Consider the following 23,564-nt stretch of genomic DNA (forward strand, 5'->3'; position numbering starts at 1 on the left):
CCTGTGACCTCCCTGGACGAAGCCCGCGATCTGCTGCGCGAGTTCCCCGTCGTCGACGGGCACAACGACCTGCCGTACGCGCTGCGCAACCAGGTCCGCTACGACCTCGACGCCCGGGACATCGCCGAACGCCAGGACGCCCATCTGCACACCGACATCCCGCGGCTGCGCGAGGGCGGGGTCGGCGCGCAGTACTGGTCGGTGTACGTGCGCTCCGACCTGACGGGCGCGGTGCCGGCCACACTGGAGCAGATCGACTGCGTGCGGCAGCTGATCGACCGGTACCCCGGGCACCTGCGGGCCGCGCTGACGGCGGCCGACATGGAGGCGGCCCGCGCGGAGGGCCGCATCGCCTCCCTCATGGGCGCGGAGGGCGGTCACTCGATCGAGAACTCCCTCGGCACGCTCCGCGGCCTGTACGGGCTCGGCGTGCGCTACATGACGCTCACCCACAACGACAACGTGGACTGGGCGGACTCGGCGACCGACGAACCGAAGGCGGGCGGCCTGTCCGCCTTCGGCCGCGAGGTGGTCCGGGAGATGAACCGGCTCGGCATGCTCGTGGACCTCTCCCACGTGGCGGCGACCACGATGCGGGACGCGCTGGACGCCTCGTCCGCGCCGGTGATCTTCTCGCACTCCTCCGCCCGGGCCGTCTGCGACCACCCGCGCAACATCCCCGACGACGTCCTGCAGCGGCTGCCCGCCAACGGCGGCGTCGCGATGGTGACGTTCGTGCCGAAGTTCGTGCTCCAGGCGGCGGTCGACTGGACGGCCGCGGCCGACGAGAACATGCGCGCGCACGGCTTCCACCACCTCGACACCACCCCCGAGGCGATGAAGGTCCACCGCGCCTTCGAGGAGCGCACCCCGCGCCCGGTCGCCACGGTCTCCACGGTCGCGGACCACCTCGACCACATGCGCGAGGTGGCGGGCGTCGACCACCTCGGCATCGGCGGCGACTACGACGGCACCGCGTTCACCCCGGACGGCCTGAACGACGTCTCCGGCTACCCGAACCTGATCGCCGAGCTGCTCGACCGCGGCTGGTCCCGGGCCGACCTGGCCAAGCTGACCTGGCAGAACGCGGTACGGGTCCTGGGCGCCGCGGAGGACGTGGCCCGTGACCTCCAGGCCACGCGGTCCGCGTCCCACGCGACCATCGAGTCGCTGGACGGCGTCGAGGGCTGACCGTCCGGGGCGGGGCGGTCGGTGTAGCCGTCCGCCCCGCCCCCGTACACCAGGCACCGGTCCCGGACCGGGTGGAGCGGGGCGCCCACCGCAGGCGCGCGCCAGCCCGGATCGGCGAGGAAGGGCCGGCCCGGCGAGACCGGACCGGCGCCGGCCGCCGCCCGCCCGCCCGTGCCCGACCCCGCTCGACCGCCCCGCGCTGCAGTGCCCCGGGCGGCCCGGGTGACGGCCCCGGTGGTGAGGCAGGTGAGCTCCGGGTCGCCGATCAGCGACCCGGGCCGGTCGGCCCGGATCCGCCGGTACCAGCCGGTCCCGGTACGCGGCCCGGCCGCGCGGCGCGAAGATCCGGCAGCCGCTGCCGTGCACGCGGGACCAGGACGGCGGGCCCTCGGTGATCGCCCCCGAAACCGGTCGCCGACCTCAGCGCCGAACGCGACCGGATCGACCGCCTGATCGCCGTTCTGGCGGGGTCCCGGGAGACGCCCAACGAGGTGATCCGGGCGGCCGCCGACGCGTGATCGGCCGTACCCCCGAACGCCCCACTCGCCAGGAAGGATCCTCGCGCTCCGTGCGACCGTGGCCGTACGCCAGCCACATCACGACGTAGCTCACGACCGACGTAGCTCACGACGACGTACGGAGCCCGCCATGGCCGACCTCCAGGACGACACGCCCACCGCGACCGAGGTCGGCGGGGACGAAGGCCCGTTGGGCGACCCCTTCCCCGAGGAGCCGTACGACCCGGGGGACGAGGCACTGCGGCAGGCGCACGCCCTGCTGGACGTCCACCCGGTCGCCGACGGCTACAGCGGACTGCCCTGGGCCCTGCGCCATCTGCCCCGGCACGACCTGGAGCTGGGCGAGACGGCCGTCGACACCGATGTGCCGCGGATGCGCGAGGGTCGTGTGGGCGCCCTGTTCTGGTCACTGCACCTGCCCGAGGGTCTCACCGGGAACCGCGCGGTGGGCGCCACCCTGGAGCAGCTGGACCTCGTCCACTCGGTGATCGACTCCCACCCGGACGGGCTGCGCCTGGCGCGCACCGCCGGACAGATCATCGACGCCCGCAACTGCGGCCGGGTCGCCGTCGTGCTGGGCCCTGCCGGGGCGCCCGCGCTCGACGACTCCCTGGGCATCCTGCGCATCCTGTACGCGCTCGGCCTGCGCGTCCTCACCCTGGCGGGCACCGCCTGGGCGTGCGAGGCGGGGCTGACCCGGTTCGGCGAGGAAGTCATCCGGGAGATGAACCGGGTCGGCGTCCTCGCCGACGTCTCCGGCGCCTCCGAGGCCACCGTCAGCCGAGCCGTCGCCCTCTCCAAGACCCCGGTGCTGTGCACCCGCTCCGCCGCCCGCACCCTGCGCCCGCACCCCGCCAACCTGCCCGACGACCTCCTCGCCGAGCTGGGCGCGGCGGGCGGCCTGTGCATGGTGCCGCTGACCGCCGAGCAGACCGGTGCGACCGTCCGGGACGTCGCCGACCACCTCGACCACGTCCGCGGGGTCGCCGGCCCCGAGGGCGTCGGGCTCTCCGGCACCTACGACTCCGGCGCCGCCCACCCCCGCGACCTCGCCGACGCCTCCCGCTACCCCCACCTGATCGCCGAACTGCTGCGCCGCGGCTGGTCCGAGTCCGAACTGTCCCTGCTGACCTGGCGAAACGTCCAACGGGTGCTGCGCGCCGCGGACTTCACGGCCCGCGCCACCCAGCACCGCCGGGAGCCCTCGACCACGCGGATCGCCGAACTCGACGGCTAGCTAGAGGACGTCAGAGGTCGCCGGAGGCCGTCAGGGGCGCTCGATCCGGCACAGGCAGAACGGATGCCCGGCCGGGTCGGCGTAGACCTGGAAGTCCTTCTTCTCCCGGTCCTCCAGGTCCAGCGGGCGGGCGCCCAGCGCGAGCACCTTCTCGTGAGCCGCGTCGACCTCGGCCCAGGTCGGCCCCGCGTCGAAGTCCAGGTGGAACTGCTGCGAGTTCCGGTCGGAGCGGGGCCACTCCGGAGGGGTGTACCCCTCGGCCCGCTGGAAGGCGAGCCGCGGCCCGTCCGGGATCCGCAGGACCACCCAGTTCTCGTCCTCCGGCTCCGGGGTGCCGCCCGCCACCGCCGCGTAGAACGCGGCCAGCGCGTGCGGGTCCGGACAGTCGAGCACGACGGAACGGAAACGGGCGACGGCGGTCATCGGACCTCCCGGTGTCAGCAGGCGCAGAGACAGAACGGGTGCCCGGCCGGGTCCGCGTAAACCCGGAAGCCGGCCGAGCCCTGCCCGGCCAGCGGCCTCGCCCCCAGCTCCAGCACCCCCTTCTCGGCCGCGTCCAGGTCCTCCACCACCAGGTCCAGGTGGAACTGCTGAGAGGCGTCCGGCGCGGGCCACTTCGGCGGGACGAACCCGGGCGCACGCTGGAAGGCGAGCGCCGCCCCGCCGGGCACCTTCAGATCGACCCAGTCGCCTTCTCCCTCGATGCTGCCGCCGAGCACCTCCGCGTAGAAACCGGCGAGCGCGCGCGGCTCCGGGCAGTCCAGGACGACCACACCCAGCTTGGCGAGAGCCATGACTTCCTCCTCGAAGTCCGAGTTACCTTTAATGACGGGTAACCAGTAACGGTTACCGCATGCTCCCCCATCGGGGGTAACGTCGCAACCGGATTCGGGAGGTAACTTGCACGCATGAGTGAGAGATCGCCCGCCCCCGGAGGCCTGGCCCTGGTCGAGTCCCTGGTGAACACGCTGGACATCGAGACGGGCCGCGACTCGCTCGACACGGCGGACGGCCGGGCGCGCTTCGCAGTCACCGAGGACGAGCTGCCGTACGCCCGCACCCTGCGCGAATCACTGCGGGCCGCACTGCTCGCCCACGCCGGCCATCCGCCGCACCACGAGGTGACCCCGCTCGGCGAGCTGCTGGGGCACGCCCCCCTGTATGTCGCCGTCGACGACCAGGACGGCTCCGCGAGCCTGGCCCCGGCCGACAGCGGCCCGCTGCTCTCCCGGATCGCCGCGGCCGTCGCCGAGGCACTGGTCGCGGGCACCTGGACCCGGCTGAAGGCCTGTGAGGCCGACACCTGTCACTGGGCGTACTACGACCGCAGCCCCGGCGGAAGGGGCCGCTGGTGCTCCATGCAGGTGTGCGGGGCGCGCGCGAAGATGCGCCGGTACCGGGCCAAGGAGCTGTAAGACACAAGGAGTTCATCGGCCACGTTTGTGTCCGGTGGTGCAGAATTGGGGAAGACGCCGGTTCGGCCGACTGAGCCTCGGCCGAACCGGCGGCCTTCGCGCGATGATCAGGCGGTCGGGCGGCCCATCGCCCGATACGTCCACCCGGCCCGCCGCCACAGCTCCGGGTCCAGGGCGTTGCGCCCGTCCAGGATCAGCCGGGCCGCCGTGACCTCGCCCAGCCTCGCCGGATCCAGCTCGCGGAACTCCCGCCATTCGGTCAGATGCAGCACGACGTCGGCCGCCCGGACCGCCTCGAGGGCCGAGTCGGCATAGGCCAGGGTGGGGAAGACCTTGCGGGCGTTCTCCATGCCCTTCGGGTCGTACACGGTCACCTGACCACCCTGGAGGTGGATCTGGCCGGCCACGTTCAGCGCCGGAGAGTCCCGGACGTCGTCGGAGTCGGGCTTGAAGGTGGCACCGAGCACCGCCACCCGCCGGCCCAGGAACGACCCGCCCCCGAGCGCCTCCCGGGCCATCTCCACCATCTGGCCGCGCCGGCGCATGTTGATGGAGTCGATCTCCCGCAGGAAGGTCAGCGCCTGGTCCGCGCCCAGCTCACCGGCCCGGGCCATGAACGCCCGGATGTCCTTCGGCAGACAGCCGCCGCCGAAGCCGATGCCGGCGCGCAGGAACTTCTTCCCGATCCGGTCGTCGTACCCGATGGCCTCCGCCAGCTTCACCACATCACCGCCCCCGGCCTCGCAGACCTCCGCCATCGCGTTGATGAACGAGATCTTGGTCGCCAGGAAGGAGTTCGCGGCGGTCTTCACCAGCTCGGAGGTCGGGAAGTCGGTCACCACGAACGGCGTGCCCTCGCCCATCGGCGTCGCGTACACCTCCCGCAGCAGCTTCTCGGCCCGCTCGCTGCGCACCCCCACCACGATCCGGTCCGGGTGCAGGGTGTCCTGCACCGCGAAGCCCTCGCGCAGGAACTCCGGGTTCCAGGCCAGCTCGGCGTCCGCGCCGGCGGGCGCGTGCTCGGCCAGGTAGGCGGCCAGCCGCTCGGCCGAGCCGACCGGCACGGTCGACTTGCCGACGACCAGGGCCGGCCCGTGCAGATGCGGAGCGAGGGAGGCGACGGCGGCCTCCACGTACGACATGTCCGCCGCGTAGTCCCCGTGCCGCTGCGGGGTGTTCACACACACGAAGTGGACGTCACCGAAGGCGCCCACCTCGGCCCAGTCCCGGGTGAAGCGCAACCGCCCCGACGATCCCTCGATGCCCGCGACATGCCTGCGCAGCAGATCCTCGAGCCCCGGCTCGTACATCGGGCTCTCGCCGCGCTCCAACATCGCGATCTTCTCGGGTACGACGTCGAGCCCCAGCACCTCGAAGCCGAGTTCGGCCATGGCCGCGGCGTGCGTGGCGCCTAGGTAGCCGGTGCCGATCACGGTGATCTTCAGGCTCATGGATGCTCCAGATCGGGTACGTCAGGGATGCGGAGCCGAGCATAGTCGGGCCGTCCACCGGGCAATTTCCCCGCTGTCGTCAAGCTCACGTAGGCGTGCTTCGAGCAGGCCCCTAAAATTTGAGTTACTTAACGGTAATTAGCGTGAGTATCACTGCGTCTTTGGAGCGTGAGAGACCGTGGCCGGATCGGCTGACTTCGACCTGTACCGCCCGTCAGAGGAGCACGACATGCTCCGTGACGTCGTTCGTTCCCTGGTCGAGGCGAAGATCGCGCCGTTCGCAGCAGCCGTGGACGAGGAGGCCCGCTTCCCGCAGGAGGCCCTCGACGCCCTGGTCGCCAACGACCTGCACGCCGTGCACGTCCCCGAGGAGTACGGCGGCGCCGGCGCCGACGCGCTCGCCACGGTCATCGTGATCGAAGAGGTGGCCCGCGCCTGCGTCTCCTCCTCCCTCATTCCGGCGGTGAACAAGCTGGGCTCGCTCCCGGTGATCATCTCCGGCTCCGAGGACCTGAAGAAGAAGTACCTCGCCCCGCTCGCCCAGGGCGACGCGATGTTCTCGTACTGCCTCTCCGAGCCGGAGGCGGGCTCGGACGCGGCCGGCATGAAGACCAAGGCGGTCCGCGACGGTGACGACTGGATCCTCAACGGCGTGAAGCGCTGGATCACCAACGCGGGCGTCTCCGAGTACTACACGGTCATGGCCGTGACGGACCCGTCGAAGCGCTCGAAGGGCATCTCGGCGTTCGTGGTCGAGAAGTCGGACGAGGGCGTCTCCTTCGGCGCCCCGGAGAAGAAGCTCGGCATCAAGGGCTCCCCGACCCGCGAGGTCTACTTCGACAACGTCCGCATCCCCGCCGACCGCATGATCGGCGAGGAGGGCACCGGCTTCGCCACCGCGATGAAGACCCTGGACCACACCCGCATCACCATCGCCGCCCAGGCCCTCGGTGTCGCGCAGGGTGCCCTCGACTACGCCAAGGGCTACGTCCAGGAGCGCAAGCAGTTCGGCAAGCCGATCGCCGACTTCCAGGGCATCCAGTTCATGCTCGCCGACATGGCCATGAAGATCGCCGCCGCCCGCGCCCTGACGTACCAGGCCGCGGCCGCCTCGGAGCGCGGCGACAGCGACCTCACCTTCCAGGGGGCGGCCGCCAAGTGCTTCGCCTCGGACGTGGCGATGGAGGTCACCACGGACGCCGTCCAGCTCCTCGGCGGGTACGGCTACACCCGGGACTACCCGGTGGAGCGCATGATGCGCGACGCGAAGATCACCCAGATATATGAAGGCACGAACCAGGTTCAGCGGATCGTGATGGCGCGGAACCTGCCGTAGCCGGCACGGGTCAGGCTCTTCGGAAGGCGCCCGACGGGGCGCCTTCCGTCGTTTCCGGGACGCCTCCCGACCGGTCGGTCACATGCGGGCGGGGCCTGGTGGGCGTAGTACGGAAGCACATGGGACCCGCACCGGGGTACCCCCTGCTCCGAGGAGGAGACATGACCCAGTCCGGAATGATGCCCGCCATGACCAAGCAGATGCAGGACTGCGTCGAGGCCTGCATGAACTGCCACAGCGTCTGCGAGGAGACCATGAGCTCCTGCCTGCAGATGGGTGGTCAGGCCCAGATGCAGATCATGCGCGCGCTCATGGACTGCTCCGAGATGACCCGCATGTGCGCCGACATGATGATGCGGCGCTCGCCGATGTCGGCCGAGATGTGCGCGATGTGCGCCAGGGCCTGCGACATGTGCGCCGAGGCGTGTATGTCCATGCCCGACGACCAGCAGATGATGCGCTGCGCCGAGGCGTGTCGCCGCTGCGCCGAGATGTGCCGCGCCATGGCGGGCGCGAGCATGTGAGTCCCTGCCCGTGAGGGCACTGGAGGGCACCCCCGGATCCGCGGGTGCCCTCCAGCCCGACCGCCTGGTCTCCCGCCGTCTAGTTTCCGGAGACCGTGACCTTCTGGTCGTTCTTCAGCTCGTTCACCAGCGTCTTCACCTTCGCCTTGTCCCAGACGAGGTTGCCGCCCGTGGAGCCGGAGATCGGCATGTTCATCGAGGTGCCGTCACCGCCGCTGACGCCCTTCATCGCCCAGAACATGGACGCCAGGTCCCACAGGCTCATGTCCTTGTCGACGGTGAGGGAGTCCAGGCCCGCGCCCATGGTCGGGTAGAGCTTGAAGGGGTTGAGGACCGTGGACGGGGTGGCCACCTGGTGGGCCAGGGCCGACAGGAACTTCTGCTGGTTCTTGGTGCGCTGCAGATCCTGCGCCGCGAAGGCGTGTCGCGTGCGGACGAAGGCCAGCGCCTCCTCGCCGTTCAGCGTCTGCTTGCCCGTCTTGAAGTTCGCGCCCGAGTCCTTGTCCTTGAAGCCCTTGTCGATGGTGATCTCGACCCCGCCGACCGCGTCCACGATCTTCGCGAAGCCCCCGAAGCCGATCTCCACGTAGTGGTCGATGTGCAGACCGGTGTTGTACTCGATCGTGCGGACGAGGAGCGTCGGGCCGTCCTCGGCGTAGGCCGCGTTCAGCTTGGTGTGGCGGCCCGTGCCCGGATACACCTTCCCGGATGCCGAACCCTTGTACGACGGGATCTCGACGTCCGAGTCGCGCGGCAGCGAGACCAGCGTGTCGCCGCTGTCACCGACGTGCAGGATCATCATCGAGTCGGTGCGCTGGCCCTGGGCGGAACCGGTGTGCAGCTTCTTCTTGTCCTCGGCGGACATGCCCTTGCGGCTGTCGGAGCCGACGATCAGATAGTTCGTGCCGGAGCCGGCCTCGGGCCGGTCGATGACCTTGGACAGGTCCACGTCCCGGTGCAGCTTGGAGTCGGCCCAGAAGTACGTCGCCACCGACGTGACGATGAGCACACTCGCCAGCGTGATCGCGGTCCACTTGATCCGGCGCCGCCAGTTCGGCGCGGGCCGGGGTGCCCGGGTCGGCGCACCGGCCGGGCCGCCCGGGCCGCCACCGCCGTACACCTGTCCGGTGTTGTAGCCGTCGTACTCGTCGTACCCGTCCTCGTATCCCTGGCCGTCCACGTACGACGGCTGCCGCGGGACTCCGGCGCCGTACGGCGGTGCCGCCGGGCCGGGGGTGCCGTAGGAGCGCTGCCCGGGCGGTACCGCCGGGCCGCCGCGCTGCACCTGGCGCATCACGCGGGCGCCTTCCGGCTGCGCGCCGGCACTGCCGCGTCCGTAGCGCGGGCCGCGGTTGTTGTCGGACCATCCCTCGGGCCAGTCATTCATGCGCCCCAGTGTGCAGGGCACGGCAGTGTGCCTTACAAGGGATGTCGGAAAATCAGAGCGGCGCTGTTGCGAAGCTGACACAAATTCCGCGAATGTCACTTCGGCATAAGGTGGGGGCCATGACAGACCAGGCCCCCGAGGCGGACCCGGACATCCCGGCCAAGCCGACGTCCGCTTCCCGCACCACCCTCAGCCACATCATGACCCACAACGACACCAATCTGCTGGGGACGGTGCATGGTGGGGTGATCATGAAACTGGTCGACGACGCGGCGGGCGCGGTGGCGGGCCGGCACTCCGGCGGTCCCGCGGTCACCGCGTCCATGGACGAGATGGTCTTTCTGGAGCCGGTCCGGGTGGGCGATCTGGTGCATGTGAAGGCCCAGGTCAACTGGACCGGCCGGACCTCGATGGAGATCGGCGTCCGGGTCCTCGCCGAGCGCTGGAACGAGTCCGCCCCGGCCACCCAGGTCGGCTCGGCCTACCTGGTCTTCGCGGCCGTGGACGCCGACGGCAAGCCGCGCCGGGTGCCCCAGGTGATGCCGGAGACCGACCGCGACCGCCGCCGCTACCAGGAGGCCCAGATCCGCCGCACCCACCGCCTGGCCCGCCGCCGCGCGATCCGTGAGCTGCGCGAGAAGCGGGCGGCGGAGGGCATCCGGGACTGAGTCACCAGGGCGTCGGCCGAGTCACCGGGACATCCCGGACCCGGCGGGCTGCTGAACGCGCTACCCCGTCGCTGTCCGTGGCCGCCCATGGCGACTCGGCTTCGGTTCGGCGGCGTGGTCCCGGCCCCACCTGTCTTGGCTACGCGCCCTTGGGGCACAGCACCTCGCTGCCGCGCACCACGCTCTGCTGCGGCTGGGCCGGGTCGTCGAAGCGGACCTTGCGCACGCTCTTGAAGTCGGCCCCTGCGGTCACCTTCAGCAGCGGTCCCTGGCCCGGTACCGCGCGCAGCCGGCTGCCGGGCAGGGCCGCCGCCAGGGAGCGGGCGGAGCGGTCCCAGCGGGGGTCGTAGGAGATGACCGTGTTCGGCACGTGGGCGGGCGCGGTCACCGGCAGCCGGGTGGTGGCGAAACCGGTCGCGGCGAGCGCCGCGTCGACCCGCCTGGCGAGCCCGATCGTGCCGGTGCCGTTCGCCACCTGGACCCGGATCTGCCGCGGGTTCACCTCCACCGGCACCTCCGGCGCCCCTGCCGGGCCGTGGCGCGGGTGGTCCTCGGTGAGCGGTTTGTCGTCGCGCAGGGCGGCGAAGAGCTGGTCGGCCTTGGCCCGGTCCCACTTCAGGGTCGAGCCGACGCCCTTGACCGGGAAGTTCATCCGCCCGATCGGCACGGTGGTGAACTCGGAGGAGGACGGGGAGAAGTCCCGCATGGCCCGGCCGAGGTCGAGCAGCTCGTCGGTGCCGAAGCCCTCGTCGGCGCGGACCGAGCCGAGCACCGCCCGGGTCACGTCCCGGAACCGCATCGGGTTCAGCAGCACCCCGGAGGAGGTGGCCTTCTCGATCAGCGAGGCCAGGAACCGCTGCTGCCGCTTCATCCGGCCCAGGTCGCTCGCCCCGTCGAGGTGCCGGGCCCGGACGTACTGCAGGGCCTGCCCGCCCATGAGGGTGCGCGTGCCGGCGGGGAGGTCGAGGCCCGTGTAGGAGTCCTTCAGGCGCGTCGGTGTGCAGATGTTCACCCCGCCGACGACGTCCACGGTCCGCATGAAGCTGGTGAAGTCGACCTCCAGATAGTGGTCGATCTTCACATGGGTCATGTTCTCGACCGTGCGGATGGTCAGCTGCGGCCCGCCCTCGGCGTAGGCCCCGTTGAGCTTGAGCGCGTGTGCCGCGTGCCGCTTTCCGGTGTTCGGGTCGGTGTGCGCGGGCACCTCGGCGAAGGAGTCGCGGGGCAGGCTCACCACGGTGGCCCGCTCCCGGTCCTCGGAGATGTGCACGATCATCATCGTGTCGGTGCAGTGGCAGGGGTGGCCGCCCAGGTGGTAGGCGCGCCGCTGCTGCTCGCTGATCCTGTCGCGGCCGTCGGTGCCGACCAGGAGGAGGTTCATGCCGTGGCCCGCGCGGGGCCGGTTCTTCATGTCCTTGAAGGCGTCGACCCGGGTGATGCCCGCGTCCAGGCTGCTGATCACCGCGTGCCCGATCCCGGCGGAGGCGAGCACCACGACGGACAGCGTGGTCACCGCGCGCATGGCCCAGCGTGGCCGCCGCGGCGGCCGTACGGACTTCACGGGCCGCTCGGGCGGGCGCGGCACACGGCGGGGCGGCTGCGGTCGGCGCTGCGGACGCGCGGGGGACCGGGGCGGGCTGGGCAAGGAGGACACCTCCGGACGAGGCCGTACGTGGGATCCGTGAGCACAGTAGGCCGATACGATCTCCAGCCCGCGTTCTCGCCCCGGCGGCGCGCACCGGTGTCCCCCGTTCGCGGTAACGTGGGCGCCCTATGAACGCCAAGCCCGACGTGCGGCTCCCCGCTGTGTCCGTGATCATGCCCGTCCTCAACGAGGAGCGGCATCTGCGCGGGGCCGTCCAAGCGATCCTCGCGCAGGAGTACGCCGGCGAGATGGAGGTCGTGATCGCCCTCGGTCCGTCCACGGACCGCACGGACGAGATCGCCGCCGAGCTCGTGGCCGAAGACCCGCGTGTGCACACCGTCCCGAACCCGACCGGCCGCACCCCCGCCGCGCTGAACGCGGCGATCAAGGCCTCCCGGCATCCGATCGTGGTCCGTGTCGACGGCCACGGCATGCTCTCGCCGAACTACATCGCGACCGCCGTCCGGCTCCTGGAGGAGACGGGCGCGCAGAACGTCGGCGGCATCATGCACGCCGAGGGCGAGAACGACTGGGAGCACGCGGTCGCCGCCGCGATGACATCGAAGATCGGCGTCGGCAACGCGGCCTTCCACACCGGCGGCCAGGCGGGTCCGGCGGAGACGGTCTACCTCGGTGTCTTCCGGCGCGAGGCCCTGGAGCAACAGGGCGGCTACAACGAGGAGTTCATCCGCGCCCAGGACTGGGAGCTGAACTTCCGCATCCGTGAGGCGGGCGGGCGGATCTGGTTCTCGCCGGAGCTGAAGGTGTCGTACCGGCCGCGGCCCTCCGTGCGGGCGCTGGCCAAGCAGTACAAGGACTACGGCCGTTGGCGGCACGTCGTCGCCCGCTACCACTCCGGCTCCATCAACCTGCGCTACCTCGCCCCGCCGACGGCGGTGTGCGCGATCGCGGCGGGCGTGGTCGTGGGCGCGCTGGTGACCCCGGTGGGCTTCGTGATCCCGGGAGGCTATCTCGCGGCGATCGCCCTCGGGTCCGTCCCCGCGGGCAAGGGCCTGCCGCTGAAAGCCAGGCTGCAGATCCCGGTGGCGCTCGCCACCATGCACATGTCGTGGGGCTGGGGCTTCCTGACCAGCCCGAGGTCGCTGGCCAAGAAGGTCATCGCGTCGCGGCGTCCGGCGGTGCGGGCGAGCGTCTCCTGACGGGTGCCGCTTCGCCCGCGGGTCACGATCCGGCGGTTCCCACGGCGGCGGCGTTACGGACCGCGACGTCGATGCTGTGCCGGAGGCGGGTCATCCTCTTGATAGTGGTCCGGATGTCCCGCGTCTCATAAGCCGCTTCGACGGCCCGCACGCCCGGCGGACGCGCCGGTTACTTTTCGGTCCGCCCCGCCGACGCAGCCGCCCTTGGGCACACGCATGCCGTGGTACGAGGTGAGCGGCGACGTGCCGGAGTAACCGGTGAGTACCCGGAGCGCCTCTCGCGACGGGGCGGCGGCCCGAGTCGGCCGACACACTCCGGGGATCGTTCCGGGGGATGTGGAAGCCGAATTCCCGCGCGGTCGCGAGAGTCTCGGGAACGCTGGAAATGAATCACATGACGCTGCAGATCCCGGGAGGGAGCGCAGCAATTTTGCTTGCTCCGGGCGAAGTTGACATGATGGCAGGTGCATGATCGAATCGCCGCGTTCTTTTGCACGCCTGCGGCAAGCGGTCGCGGGCGTTTCCTTTTGTATCCGGGGGAAGGTCAAGTGCGTTCCACCATGCGCCGCATGACACGTGCCGGGGTTGTGGTCGGGGGAATCGGCCTTGCGATGGTCGCGGCCACCGGCGTCTCGAGTGCCTACACCTACGACGGCAGCGACCCGTCCGCCTCGGGCTGCGCCGGCGGCGCCACGACGGTGGAGTCCGCGACCGTCAAGAACGGTCACGTCACCCTCGGCACCCTCGTGCTGCGTTACAGCACCGCCTGCCACACGGCTTGGGCCCGACTGACGCTCAACCAGACCCAGGGCGCCTGCGGCAACGCCTCCGCCGGGTACGACTGCGCGCATGCCTTCGTCACCCGCAACAACGATGGCCGCTCCTACAACTGCACCGTCTACCAGGGCCAGTCGCAGTGCTACACGCCGATGGTCTACGACAAGGACATGACGTCGTTCGCCCAGGCGGGGATCGACGACGTCTGGAGCTATGCCGACACCCGGACCGCCGCCTACTGATGGCGCAGTGAGTCGTTCGGGCCGGCCGTGGCCGTAGCGCCGAACCTGCTACGGAATCTCTCCTGCCCGTACGCCGAGGGGGCCCACCGCCCAGGCGGTGGGCCCCCTCGACTCGCTGCCGCCCCACGGCGGTCAGTCGACTACCACCGGTAGGGCTTGTACACGGGCATGCACTGCCCCTTGTCGGCGCCGTTGATGGCGTCGGAGTTGCTGGGCAGGTCGCCGGCCCTCGGCTGGGACTGCTTCGGGTAGCTCGTACCCGTGCGCCAGTCGGCGCCCACGACCACGGTGACGCCGGACACGTCGGTGGACCTCGTCACGGAACTCGCGGGAATTCCCAGGGCCTTGGCGACGGCCTGCGCGTCCCCCTCGAGATCCGCGCTGGGGTACCGCACCAGGGTCTCGTTCTCGGACAGTCCCGTGGAGGCGGTGTCGGCCGCCGCCCTCGTGTAGCCCTGCTGGGCGAGCACGCCGGTGATGTCCTTCGCCCGGAGGGGCACCGGGGACTGCGTGGAGTTCCCGGTGGCGTTCTGCACGAGAACCCCCAGCTGACCGGCGGGTACCGAGGCGGTCTTGGCCGGTGCGGCCGACCCCGTCTTCTTCTTCGCGTCCGGCGTGCCGTTCTTGTCGAAGGACACGTCGTCGCGGAGCATCTGCCACAGCTTCTCGGCATTGGCGCCGTCCGGTAGGGCGTGCGCATCCGGGGCCGCGGGGTCCGGCACCCAGGGCATCGTCGTCATGGTGATGCGGTTCGTCGGCACGGACTTGAGCTGCATCGCCAGGTCGTACAGCTTCTTGACCGAACCGAGCTCCTGCGAGACCTGCAGCGACTTGGTGGCTGCCTCGGCCAGGTCCATGAGCCGGCCGCCGTCGGTGAAGGCGTTCTGCTTCTTCAGCTTGCGGAACATCGAGTTCAGGTACATGTGCTGGGCCCTGGCGCGCAACGGGTCACTGCCCCAGGCGTGCCGTGTGCGCAGCCACTGGAGGGCCTGCTTGTGTTGGATGGTCCACGTGCCGGCCTTCAGTTTCAGACCGGAGCCGCCGGGTGCGTCCGGCGTCGGCCGGTCCCAGACGTTGTCCTTCACACAGACGTCGACGCCGCCGATGGCGTCCGCCATGTCGACCACGCCCGCGAAGTCGACCATCATCCAGTGGTCGATGTAGACCTTGGTGAGGCTCTCCCAGGTGGCCACCGTGCAGCCGGGACCGCCGCGGGCCAGCGACGTGTTGATGAGGTCGTTGACCGGCGGGTACTTCTGACCCGTCTTGGGATCCCTGCACCGGGGGATGTCGACCCGGGTGTCGCGCGGGATGCTGACGAAGGCGGCGCTCTTGCGGTCCGCGGAGAGGTGGATGAGCATCTGCACGTCGGCGTGCGGCGGGGTGCCGCGGTTCTGCCTCGCGCCGCCGAGCTTCACATCCTCGTCGCTGTTACGGCTGTCGGAGCCGATCAGCAGGATGTTCATCGGCGTCTGCCCGGCCGCGTTCGGCTGGGGCTTCTTCGCCTTGGAGTCGCCGCTGAGGAGCTCGCCCTTGCGGATGTTGCCGTTGAGATGCCGCAGGTAGAGATATCCGGCGCCGGCCGTGCCGAGTATGACGACGGCGAGCACGGTCGCGGACCATCGCAGCGTGCGCCGTCTGCGCCGTCGCCGGTCGGTCTTCGAGCCACCCCCGTGCCGTCGGCCGTCGTGCTCTCCGGGCCCCTCCGACGTGTTCGAGCCGTGTCGGCCGCGTGGCACCGTCTCCTGGTCCGAAGGAGCCTTGTCCCGCACGTTGCTCCGCGTCAACTCCCTGCCCTCCCCACCCTTATGCCATGTGACGGGCCCGTCCCGCGCCCAGTTAGACGCACGACGGACCCATTGGGTTACCTGTGAGGCGAACTGCCCTTCGCCTGGTGTGGAATCATCCGCGCGCGGAGCCGTGATCCAGAGCCCTGTCCGGCGGATCATGCCGGAATCGCGGGGCAGGACACCGTTGCCCGTACCGGCCTGATGGGCCGGACAGAACCTGGCCGCCCGGACTCAGGTGATCTTGAACGCGGTCATTGTCCAGTAGGCGGGTAAGAGCCTTCTGAGAGACGCACCTGGTCAGCTGACCCCGGTGCGGGGGACGTTGCTGCCTCCACCGGCACCCGGTCCGGGTGGTGAGGCGGCCGTGCCGCCGGCGGTGCCTCGACCGGCAGGAGCGTGATCAGAGGCGTCCTCGCGGCCGCCGGACTCAGCCGGCGCACCGGCATCCTCGCGGCTGCGGACTCAGCCGGCGCACCGGCATCCTCGCGGCCGCGGACTCAGCCGGCGCACTTGACCTCGTTCGCCGTGGTCTTGTCGTCGATCTTCGGCGGCTTCCGCGGGGTGGAGAAGGAGGCTCCCGCGCCCTTGAAGTCCTTGCCCAGGGTCAGCGTGATCTCGGGCAGTCCCTGGGAGTTGGTCACGCTCCGGCCCGGCTTGAGGGCGGAGCCGGGAAGGCCCATGAGGGCGGCCAGCTCCCGCGCCTGGGATGCCTGGGCGGGCGCGTACTCCAGCGTGGTCTTGGCCAGCTCCGCCGGCGCGTTGCCCGCGTTCTCCGACTTGAGCACGCCCTTCTCGTTCTGCAGCCACTGCAGGGTCTCCTGCGCGCTGCCGCCCTCGGCGCCGCCGTTGAGGATGCGCACCCGCACCTCGGAGGGGGCCGACCTGCTGCCCTTCAGACGGGCCGCCTGGGCGTCCTTGGCCGCCTTCTCCTCCTTCTTCACCTCGGTGAAGGAGACGTCGTTCTTGATGGCGTCGAAGACGTCCGGGGCCGCGCCGGGGTTGACGATCACCGTCTTGTGGTGGATGCCGTCGGCCGGGTTGTCGAGCACGGGCACCGTGACGAACGAGATGTGCTTCGTCGGCACCTTCTTCAGCTCCAGCGCGACATCCTTGAGCGTGCTCACCTTGCCGATGCCCTTGTCGACGGTGAGCGCCTTGGTGGCCGCCTCCGCCAGGCTGAGCAGCTTGGACGGGTTGCTGAGCGTGTCACCGGAGGTCATCTTGCGCATCAAGGAGGCCATGAACTGCTGCTGCACCTTGATGCGGTCCAGGTCGCCGGCATTGCCCCAGCTGTGACGGGTGCGGACGAACGCCAGTGCCTGCTCGCCCTCGACCTTCGAGGGGCCGGCGGGCAGTTTGAGATGCGAGTCCCGGTCGTTCACCGCGTGGGTGAGGCACACGTCAACGCCGCCGACCGCGGTCGTCAGTGTCTTCACCGCATTGAAGTCGACCATCACGAAGTGGTCGGGCGTAATGCCGGTGACCTCCTTCACCGTGCGCATCGTGCAGCCCGGGTCGCGGCCCTCCTGGCCGAGGCTCTCGTTGAAGCGCACCTGGCGGGACCCGGCGATGACCTTCTCGGAGCCGTCGGGCTGGATCGTCTCGCAGTCCGGCACGTTCACGATCAGGTCGCGCGGGATGCTCAACGCGGTCGCGTTCGTGCGGTCCTTGGAGACGTGCAGCAGGATGTTGGTGTCGGCGTGACCGACGCTGTTCGCGTCACCGTAGCCCTTGTTGCCCTTACCGGTGCGCTTGTCGGTGCCGATGATCAGGATGTTGAAGGCGTCGTCCTTGCTGAAGCCGTCCTTGGCCGCGTTGCCGACATCCGTCGTGGTGACGTTGCCCTCGAGGTGCTTGAGGTACAGGTAGCCGGCCGTGCCGACGGCGACCAGCACGAACGCCGTGCCGCCGGCGGTCCACGCCAGCACCTTCTTGGCCTTCGACTTCTGCTTCACCGGCCGTCGGTTGCGGCGTCCCTGGGGCGGCTCGGGCTCGGCGCTCCGACGGCGGCGCGGGGGCGGTACCTGCGCACCGCTCGCCTGCCGCACCTCCCGCGTCCCGCCCGCCGCCGCGTCACCGCGGCCGCGTGCCGGACCACCGGTGTCCCGGGGGTTCGGTCTCCGGGGTCCGGGGACCGGCGACTGCGGTGCGGAAGGGCTCAGTCGCAGTTCGTATTCGCCGGTGTTCGGATTGAGTACCCACTGGTCTGCGGGATCGATGTTGTCCGCCCGCCCACGGCCTTGCGCGTCCACGGTTGTCCGAATCCTCCGTCGGGGCCACGCGGCGCCTTCCCCCAAGGCGCTCGGGTCTCGGTGAATCAGTGCACGACCCCAGGACGGACCTCGTGGCCGGGTGCACCGGATCGCTCACACTATCGGCCCAGTTCGGCGTCGAGCGACGCCGGTGACAAATTCCACCTCCCTACAACTGGGCAATCCCCCTCATATTCCTGAACAAAAGTTCGTCGCCTTGGTGAGCCCGTTACGCGCAGGCGTGCTCGGCGGCGGTGTTCCCGCGGAAGGTAGGGGTGGGGGAGGGGTCGTGCGGGGGCCCGTCACCCGCAACCTCCGGCGAGCCGTCCTTCGTCACCGCCACGGGCTGATCCGCCCGCAACCGCGCGAACAGCTTCTCGGCCTCCGGCTCGACGAGCTGGTCGCGATTGGAGTCGTAGACGTACGACTCCCGCGGCACCGTCATGAACTGCACATGATCCGTGGGGATGTCACGCAGTCCGCGCACCAACTGGTACAAGCCGCGCAAACTTGCCAGTTCCGGATCGGTGGTGAGCGAGGAGGTCGCCGCGTCCAGCACCGGGTAGAGCTTCACAGGGTTCAGCAGGACGTCGTTGCTCCACGCCTTGTTGACCAGCGCGCCGAGGAAGCGCTGCTGCCGCTCCATCCGCTCGGTGTCGCTGCCGTCACCGAGCGACTTGCGGGCGCGTACATACCCGAGCGCCTGCTCCCCGTCGAGCGTCACCCTGCCCGCCGGCAGCTTCAGCTTGGCGGCCTTGTCGTCGATGGGGTCCTTCAGGCACACCTGCACGCCGTCGACCGCGTCGACCATCTCCTTGAACCCGCTGAAGTCGACCACCACGTGATGGTCGATGCGGATGTCCGTCAGCTTCTCGACGGTCCGGATGGTGCAGGCCGAACCGCCCAGCTGGAAGGCGTGGTTGAACATCGCGAACACCGGCTCGCTGCGGCTGCCGTCCTCCTGCCGGCAGCCGGGGATGTCCACCATCAGGTCCCGGGGCAGCGAGACGGCGGTGGCGCTGCGCCGGTCGGCGGCCAGATGCAGCAGGATCGTGGTGTCGGACCGTTCGCTGCCCAGGTCCCGCCCGTACTCCCGGTTCCCCTCCCCGGCCCGCGTGTCCGACCCGATCAGCAGGATGTTCTGGGCGCCCCGCACCAGCGCGGTGGGCCGCTCCCGCTCGTACCGGGCGAGTTCGGCGGCGGCCGCGTCGTCGGGGGTGATGTTGGCACTGAGCTTCGCGTACAGCACCCAGCCGGCTCCGGTGGCCGCCACGACGAGCAGGCCCACCGCCAGCGCCGAACCCAGCAGCCAACGCCGCCGACGCCGCCGTAGGAGCCCGTCACCAGTGGCGGAGGACCCGCGACCGGGACCGAGGGGCTTGCCTGCGGTGTCGGTCACGGTGGAGCCATCCCCTCGTGGCGTACGAGCGTCACGTCCTGCTCTTACGACCATGGCCGGGAGGGCGGGGGAAGGCGCCCTCAGCTACTCCAACTGGGGGACGGCAGTGCCGCCAGGGGGGCGAGGATCCCCGGAACCGGCGACCCGGACGTCCTGCGGCGTACGCGGACGACCTCGGCCCCTGGCATCGGCCCCCACGCCCGCAGTCGCCGTACGGTCCCCGCTCCCCCTCTCAGTGACGCGAAGCGGTCACCCGCTCGCTCTCCATCCGCTTGGCGAGGCTCTCCTCGTCCAGCCGATCCAGATTCCGGCACAACACCACGGAGCCGCCGACGGCCAGCGGCGCGTACAACCCCGCGCTCAGCCCTTCCCAGGTGTCGTACGACAGCCCCGACAGCAACCTCGATCCAGGCCCCGTCAGATCCAGCGACGGCGCGTCGGCCAGGGCCCGCTCGACGACCTCGGCCCCACTGAACTCGGCTCCCGCGACGATCAGCGCCGGCGCCTCCGGATCCACCGGAGCGTACGGCGCGAACCGGTCGCCCTGGCTCGGCACTTCCACGGCGTAGTCGGCGAAGCCGTCCGGCGGCTGCGGGAAGCGCCCGCCGAGCGGCCGGAGCGCGAGGGCGACCCGTTCCCCGCGGCACGCCCGGGCAGCCTCCAGGGAATCCGGCCCGCTGACGACGACGTCGGCGGACGCCGGGTCCCCGGCCACGTCCGCCACCGCCCCCACCGACGCGCACGCGAGCAGCCACACGGCCGTCTGCCAGTGCGCGGGCAGCAGCAGCGCGACCCGGTCGCCGGGGCCGGCGGACAGGTCGCCCTGCAGGAGGTTCGCGGTCTTGGCCACCCAATTGGCGAAGGTGGCCACGGACAGTTCGACGCGTTCGCCCGTGGCGTCGTCGTAGAAGGTCACCAGCGGGCGGCCGGGATCCGCGGCGAGCGCGGAACGCAGCAGGTCGGCAGGGGTGCGATCGGTGGCGTTCACGCGCGCAAGAGTACGCCGGGGCGTCGGCCGCACCGAAGGGTGGCGCCACCGGTTCGGCGCTCTCGTCGGCGCCGCCCCCGACCGCCGCGCCCGCGCGAGCGGAGCGGACGGCCGCCATGGGCCGGGGCCCCGAGGCATCCCCGAGCTGGGCAAGTGGGCCACCGAGCAGGAGCTGACCCGTCTCGAAGGCGGGGACCCGCGCGCCAAGCCGTGCATCGGACCGCGTCCGCGGATCGTCACGCGCCGCGGCTGGGGCGCGGACGAGTCACTGCGGGTGCCCGGCTTCGTCTCCACGAAGCAGGTGAAGGCGGCCTTCGTGCACCACACCGCCTCAGGCGACAACCACACCTGCTCCCAGGCCCCCTCCGTCATCCGGAGTATCCACCGCTACCACGTCAAGAGCATGGGCCGGCGGGACAGCGGCTACGACTTCCTCGTCGACAGGTGCGGAAACCTCTACGAGGGCCGGGCCGGGGGTGCGGCGAAGGCGGTCCTGGGCGCTCACATCCGCGGGTTCACCACCAACAGCATGGGCACCGCGGTGATCGGCGGCTACGGCTCATCCAAGCCGTCCGGTACCGCGGTGACGGCCGCCGCCGGCTCACCGCGGGGAAGCTCGGCCTCTTCGGCGCCGATCCGCGCGCCAAGACATATCTGGCGTCGGGGGGTGGCAATCTCTACCCAAAGGGGAAGAACGTACGACTGAACGTGATCTCCGGCCATCGGGACGGGTTCGCCACCGAGTGTCCGGGCGAGCGGCTCCACGCCAAGCTCGCCAGGACCCGTTCCAGCGCGGCGCGTTACCAGGGGCGGTGAGCCCGGGAGCGCCGGGGCCAGGGGCTGCGCGTTCACCGCCGTCGGGGGGCGGGTGGAGGAGGCTCGGGGGACGGCGGGGGCGGTTGGGGGAAACCGGACGCCGATCTCGCGGGACACCGCGCGGCCATCGAGGGCACCGTCGCACGGTCTGCATACACTGGCCGGCCGAAACGAGTAGTTCGGCCGGTCCCGGCAGGAAGCAGAGACGACAGGTGACAGAAGCGATCCTCCTGGTCGGCGGCAAAGGCACCCGGCTGCGCCCGCTCACGGTGCACACACCGAAGCCCATGGTCCCGGCGGCGGGTGTGCCGTTCCTCACGCACCAACTGGCGAGAGCCAGAGCGGCAGGCGTGGAGCACATCGTCCTCGCGACGAGCTACCTCGCCGAGGTCTTCGAGCCCTACTTCGGCGACGGCGCCTCCCTCGGCCTGCACATCGAGTACGTCACCGAGGACGAGCCCCTCGGTACGGGCGGCGCCCTCCGCAACGTGGCCTCGCGTCTGCACTCCGGCCCCGACGACCCTGTGCTGATCTTCAACGGCGACATCCTGACGGGCCTGGACATCAGGGCCCTGGTGGACACGCACGAGTCGACGGGCGCGGACGTCTCCCTGCACCTGACGAAGGTGACGGACCCGCGCGCGTACGGACTCGTTCCCACCGACGAGACGGGCCGTGTCCTCGCCTTCCTGGAGAAGCCGCAGACACCCGAGGAGATCGTCACCGACCAGATCAACGCGGGGGCGTACGTCTTCCGCCGCTCGGTCATCGACACGATTCCGCAGGGCCGCCCGGTGTCGGTGGAGCGCGAGACGTTCCCGGAACTGCTGTCGGCCGGGGCCCACCTCCAAGGCATGGTCGACTCGACGTACTGGCTCGACCTGGGCACCCCCGCGGCGTTCGTCCGCGGCTCGGCGGACCTGGTCCTGGGCCGGGCCCCGTCCCCCGCCGTCCCCGGCCGCTGCGGCGACTTCCTGGTCCTGCCCACGGCGACGGTCGCCCCGCAGGCGAAGCTGACGGGCGGCACGGTGGTCGGCGAGGGCGCGTTCGTCGCGGAGGGCGCGCGGGTCTTCGGCTCGACGATCCTGCCCGGCGCCGTCATCGAGCCCGGCGCCGTCATCACCGACTCCCTCATCGGCACCCGGGCCCGGGTGGGCGAGCGCTCCGTCCTCACCGGCACGGTCATCGGCGACGGCGCGGTGGTCGGTCCCGACAACGAGCTGCGCGAAGGCGTACGGGTGTGGTGCGACGCCCGCATTCCGGCGGGGGCGGTGCGGTTCTCTTCCGACCACTAGTCGTGCGGGTGGACTGGGGGCGCTGTCCTTGGGGACCGCGCCCCCAGTCCCCCCTCACACACGCGTCCGGCTGAGGGTCGTCCGCGGCTGCGCCGTGGCCGCTCGCGCGGTTTCCCGCGCCCCTGGGTCGGCACACGTGCCGCTCCCTTTGGGGGCTGTGGGCGGTTGTGGCCGGGTTCCGCGGCGGTGGCGGTGCCCCGTGGCCGCGGGCAGTCGTGCCGCCGGGGCGGCCCGGATGGGCGCAGCGGCACCCCACCGGCGCGGGTGAGCGATGCCCACCCCCGGCAGGCCGCAGCACAGGGTGCCGAGGCAGCCCCCTACAGCAACCCGATGTCCACCCGACGCATCTTCGGTGCCCTCCGCGCGGGCGCGTTCCCGCTCAGCAGGATCAACCGAGCCGCCCGATGCCGCTGCCCCGCATACGGCTCCAGCAAGCGCAGCATCTCCGCATCGTCGGCATACCGGTCCCCCGCCAGCGCCCAGCCGACGATCCCCGGCAGATGCAGATCCCCGACCGTCACCGCATCCGCCGCCCCGTGACTGCGCTGCACCACCTCCGCCGAGGTCCACGGCCCGATCCCCGGCACGACCTCCAACCGGGCCCGCGCCTCGGCCGCCGGCATCCCCACCGCCTGCTCCAGCCGCGCGGCGACCCGCACGGCCCGCAGGATCGTGGACGCCCGCTTGTCGTCCACCCCGGCCCGATGCCACTCCCAGGAGGGAATCAGCGCCCAGGTCCGCGGCGCGGGCATCACCCACATCGGGCGCTCGCCCGCCCCCGCGGGCCCCGGCGCCGGCTCCCCGAACCTCCGCACCAGCAACCGCCACGCCCGATAGGCCTCGTCGGTCGTGACCTTCTGCTCCAGCACCGACGGAATCAACGACTCCAGCACCAGCCCGGTCCGCGTCAGCCGCAGCCCCGGCCGACGGTGCCGCGCCAGCGCCACCACTCGGTGCCGGGGCACGAACGCGTCCGGATCATCGGCTGCACCGAGCAGCTCCGGCAACTGCTCCAGCAGCCACTCGGCGCCCGGCCCCCACGCCTGTCCGCGCACCTCGCCGCCGCAGCCGTACACCCGCAGCGTCCCGGGGCCGGCGGGCGTCCGGGTGGCCCGCCACACGGATCCGTCCCGTGTCGCCCGGAACGTGGGATCGGCGGGCCCGCGCCGCAGCGGACCCAGCACCAGGCCGAGGTCGAGCGGCCCCTCGGGTACCCAGCGCCTTACCCGGGCCGGGGCCGCGGCCTGTCTCGGCACCCCGCCGGGCACGGCGACCTCCCCACCGCGCACGGTCGTACGCGTGGGCCGAGGAGCGAAGCGTCCTGCCACGAATGAGGTCCTAGGGGTGCCGGTGCTGCGGGGGCTGCTGTCCTATGAGACTAGTAGATTGTCGCGGCTTAGTTTTGCTGTGTGGTTGGGTAGAGGTGGCGTAGTTTCACGCGTGCGTCGTCGGTGGTGAAGTGCCAGTCGACTT

Annotated in this window: 20 protein-coding genes; 10 read left to right on the plus strand and 10 right to left on the minus strand. The window is 71.1% G+C overall.

The features are described 5' to 3' along the window. The first annotated feature begins 3 nt into the window (after nucleotides 1-3). Together ACFZDC_RS24035 and ACFZDC_RS24040 are read left to right on the plus strand one after the other, a co-directional pair. Nucleotides 4-1,191 (plus strand): membrane dipeptidase, encoded by a 1,188-nt coding sequence (locus ACFZDC_RS24035; RefSeq protein WP_391326879.1) that lies wholly within the window; start codon nucleotides 4-6, stop codon nucleotides 1,189-1,191. Nucleotides 1,192-1,839: 648 nt separating this feature from the next. After that, nucleotides 1,840-2,946 carry a membrane dipeptidase gene (locus ACFZDC_RS24040; protein WP_391326881.1) on the plus strand — a complete coding sequence of 369 codons (1,107 nt, stop codon included), beginning with the start codon at nucleotides 1,840-1,842 and terminating at the stop codon, nucleotides 2,944-2,946. Between the two features lie 30 nt (nucleotides 2,947-2,976). Here ACFZDC_RS24040 and ACFZDC_RS24045 read toward each other — a convergent pair whose 3' ends face one another. Both ACFZDC_RS24045 and ACFZDC_RS24050 read right to left on the minus strand, forming a co-directional pair. After that, nucleotides 2,977-3,369 (minus strand): VOC family protein, encoded by a 393-nt coding sequence (locus ACFZDC_RS24045; RefSeq protein ID WP_391326883.1) that lies wholly within the window; start codon nucleotides 3,367-3,369, stop codon nucleotides 2,977-2,979. Nucleotides 3,370-3,383: 14 nt separating this feature from the next. Beyond that, nucleotides 3,384-3,740, minus strand: a complete 357-nt coding sequence (locus ACFZDC_RS24050) for a VOC family protein (RefSeq protein ID WP_391326886.1) — start codon at nucleotides 3,738-3,740, stop codon at nucleotides 3,384-3,386. Between the two features lie 114 nt (nucleotides 3,741-3,854). Between ACFZDC_RS24050 and ACFZDC_RS24055 the strand changes: the two genes are divergently transcribed. Further along, nucleotides 3,855-4,361, plus strand: a complete 507-nt coding sequence (locus ACFZDC_RS24055; RefSeq protein WP_391326888.1) for a CGNR zinc finger domain-containing protein — start codon at nucleotides 3,855-3,857, stop codon at nucleotides 4,359-4,361. A 107-nt stretch (nucleotides 4,362-4,468) separates the two neighbouring features. On the opposite strand, the gene ACFZDC_RS24060 is transcribed toward ACFZDC_RS24055, so the two are convergent. Then, a complete protein-coding gene (locus ACFZDC_RS24060) occupies nucleotides 4,469-5,812 on the minus strand; it encodes a nucleotide sugar dehydrogenase (RefSeq protein ID WP_391326890.1) in 1,344 nt (447 codons plus the stop codon). 178 nt (nucleotides 5,813-5,990) lie between these two features. On the opposite strand from ACFZDC_RS24060, the gene ACFZDC_RS24065 reads away from it, so the two are divergent. Together ACFZDC_RS24065 and ACFZDC_RS24070 are read left to right on the plus strand one after the other, a co-directional pair. Beyond that, nucleotides 5,991-7,148, plus strand: a complete 1,158-nt coding sequence (locus ACFZDC_RS24065; protein ID WP_391326892.1) for an acyl-CoA dehydrogenase family protein — start codon at nucleotides 5,991-5,993, stop codon at nucleotides 7,146-7,148. Between the two features lie 161 nt (nucleotides 7,149-7,309). Next, a complete protein-coding gene (locus ACFZDC_RS24070; RefSeq protein ID WP_391326894.1) occupies nucleotides 7,310-7,672 on the plus strand; it encodes a four-helix bundle copper-binding protein in 363 nt (120 codons plus the stop codon). A gap of 79 nt (nucleotides 7,673-7,751) precedes the next feature. Here ACFZDC_RS24070 and ACFZDC_RS24075 read toward each other — a convergent pair whose 3' ends face one another. Beyond that, nucleotides 7,752-9,059: an LCP family protein gene (locus ACFZDC_RS24075; protein WP_391326896.1), complete on the minus strand. Its 1,308-nt coding sequence runs from the start codon at nucleotides 9,057-9,059 to the stop codon at nucleotides 7,752-7,754. Nucleotides 9,060-9,178: 119 nt separating this feature from the next. Between ACFZDC_RS24075 and ACFZDC_RS24080 the strand changes: the two genes are divergently transcribed. After that, on the plus strand, nucleotides 9,179-9,727 hold the full coding sequence (locus ACFZDC_RS24080) for a hotdog domain-containing protein (protein WP_391326898.1): 549 nt from the start codon (nucleotides 9,179-9,181) through the stop codon (nucleotides 9,725-9,727). Nucleotides 9,728-9,866: 139 nt separating this feature from the next. Here ACFZDC_RS24080 and ACFZDC_RS24085 read toward each other — a convergent pair whose 3' ends face one another. Further along, complete coding sequence (locus ACFZDC_RS24085) at nucleotides 9,867-11,249, minus strand: LCP family protein (RefSeq protein ID WP_391326942.1); 1,383 nt, start codon at nucleotides 11,247-11,249, stop codon at nucleotides 9,867-9,869. A 251-nt stretch (nucleotides 11,250-11,500) separates the two neighbouring features. Between ACFZDC_RS24085 and ACFZDC_RS24090 the strand changes: the two genes are divergently transcribed. Beyond that, nucleotides 11,501-12,532: a glycosyltransferase gene (locus ACFZDC_RS24090; RefSeq protein WP_391326900.1), complete on the plus strand. Its 1,032-nt coding sequence runs from the start codon at nucleotides 11,501-11,503 to the stop codon at nucleotides 12,530-12,532. A 569-nt stretch (nucleotides 12,533-13,101) separates the two neighbouring features. Continuing rightward, nucleotides 13,102-13,551, plus strand: a complete 450-nt coding sequence (locus ACFZDC_RS24095; protein ID WP_391326903.1) for a DUF2690 domain-containing protein — start codon at nucleotides 13,102-13,104, stop codon at nucleotides 13,549-13,551. Between the two features lie 140 nt (nucleotides 13,552-13,691). On the opposite strand, the gene ACFZDC_RS24100 is transcribed toward ACFZDC_RS24095, so the two are convergent. From ACFZDC_RS24100 to ACFZDC_RS24115, 4 genes are all read right to left on the minus strand, one after another. Continuing rightward, nucleotides 13,692-15,338 (minus strand): LCP family protein, encoded by a 1,647-nt coding sequence (locus ACFZDC_RS24100; protein WP_391326905.1) that lies wholly within the window; start codon nucleotides 15,336-15,338, stop codon nucleotides 13,692-13,694. Between the two features lie 500 nt (nucleotides 15,339-15,838). After that, entirely contained in the window at nucleotides 15,839-17,593 is a 1,755-nt protein-coding gene (locus ACFZDC_RS24105; RefSeq protein ID WP_391326907.1) for an LCP family protein, read from the minus strand. Nucleotides 17,594-17,822: 229 nt separating this feature from the next. Then, complete coding sequence (locus tag ACFZDC_RS24110) at nucleotides 17,823-18,992, minus strand: LCP family protein (protein ID WP_391326909.1); 1,170 nt, start codon at nucleotides 18,990-18,992, stop codon at nucleotides 17,823-17,825. A 232-nt stretch (nucleotides 18,993-19,224) separates the two neighbouring features. Continuing rightward, nucleotides 19,225-19,980: a TIGR03089 family protein gene (locus ACFZDC_RS24115; protein ID WP_391326911.1), complete on the minus strand. Its 756-nt coding sequence runs from the start codon at nucleotides 19,978-19,980 to the stop codon at nucleotides 19,225-19,227. Here ACFZDC_RS24115 and ACFZDC_RS24120 point away from each other — a divergent pair. Beyond that, complete coding sequence (locus tag ACFZDC_RS24120) at nucleotides 19,970-20,686, plus strand: N-acetylmuramoyl-L-alanine amidase (protein WP_391326913.1); 717 nt, start codon at nucleotides 19,970-19,972, stop codon at nucleotides 20,684-20,686. The genes ACFZDC_RS24115 and ACFZDC_RS24120 overlap by 11 nt on opposite strands. A gap of 322 nt (nucleotides 20,687-21,008) precedes the next feature. After that, nucleotides 21,009-22,091 (plus strand): sugar phosphate nucleotidyltransferase, encoded by a 1,083-nt coding sequence (locus ACFZDC_RS24125; RefSeq protein WP_391326915.1) that lies wholly within the window; start codon nucleotides 21,009-21,011, stop codon nucleotides 22,089-22,091. A 317-nt stretch (nucleotides 22,092-22,408) separates the two neighbouring features. Here ACFZDC_RS24125 and ACFZDC_RS24130 read toward each other — a convergent pair whose 3' ends face one another. Then, a complete protein-coding gene (locus tag ACFZDC_RS24130) occupies nucleotides 22,409-23,419 on the minus strand; it encodes a DNA-3-methyladenine glycosylase family protein (RefSeq protein WP_391326917.1) in 1,011 nt (336 codons plus the stop codon). Nucleotides 23,420-23,564 lie beyond the last annotated feature (145 nt).

It is taken from the genome of Streptomyces sp. NPDC007905, from assembly GCF_042959345.1.
In the GTDB taxonomy this organism is placed as follows: domain Bacteria; phylum Actinomycetota; class Actinomycetes; order Streptomycetales; family Streptomycetaceae; genus Streptomyces.

What these genes read in the sequence shown, in the direction of transcription:
- ACFZDC_RS24055 (WP_391326888.1), top strand. Translation starts at nt 3,855, where the DNA reads ATGAGTGAGAGATCGCCCGCCCCCGGAGGCCTGGCCCTGGTCGAGTCC.
- ACFZDC_RS24075 (WP_391326896.1), bottom strand. Translation starts at nt 9,059, where the DNA reads ATGAATGACTGGCCCGAGGGATGGTCCGACAACAACCGCGGCCCGCGC.
- ACFZDC_RS24095 (WP_391326903.1), top strand. Translation starts at nt 13,102, where the DNA reads ATGACACGTGCCGGGGTTGTGGTCGGGGGAATCGGCCTTGCGATGGTC.
- ACFZDC_RS24070 (WP_391326894.1), top strand. Translation starts at nt 7,310, where the DNA reads ATGACCCAGTCCGGAATGATGCCCGCCATGACCAAGCAGATGCAGGAC.
- ACFZDC_RS24090 (WP_391326900.1), top strand. Translation starts at nt 11,501, where the DNA reads ATGAACGCCAAGCCCGACGTGCGGCTCCCCGCTGTGTCCGTGATCATG.
- ACFZDC_RS24080 (WP_391326898.1), top strand. Translation starts at nt 9,179, where the DNA reads ATGACAGACCAGGCCCCCGAGGCGGACCCGGACATCCCGGCCAAGCCG.
- ACFZDC_RS24050 (WP_391326886.1), bottom strand. Translation starts at nt 3,740, where the DNA reads ATGGCTCTCGCCAAGCTGGGTGTGGTCGTCCTGGACTGCCCGGAGCCG.
- ACFZDC_RS24040 (WP_391326881.1), top strand. Translation starts at nt 1,840, where the DNA reads ATGGCCGACCTCCAGGACGACACGCCCACCGCGACCGAGGTCGGCGGG.
- ACFZDC_RS24085 (WP_391326942.1), bottom strand. Translation starts at nt 11,249, where the DNA reads ATGCGCGCGGTGACCACGCTGTCCGTCGTGGTGCTCGCCTCCGCCGGG.
- ACFZDC_RS24060 (WP_391326890.1), bottom strand. Translation starts at nt 5,812, where the DNA reads ATGAGCCTGAAGATCACCGTGATCGGCACCGGCTACCTAGGCGCCACG.
- ACFZDC_RS24045 (WP_391326883.1), bottom strand. Translation starts at nt 3,369, where the DNA reads ATGACCGCCGTCGCCCGTTTCCGTTCCGTCGTGCTCGACTGTCCGGAC.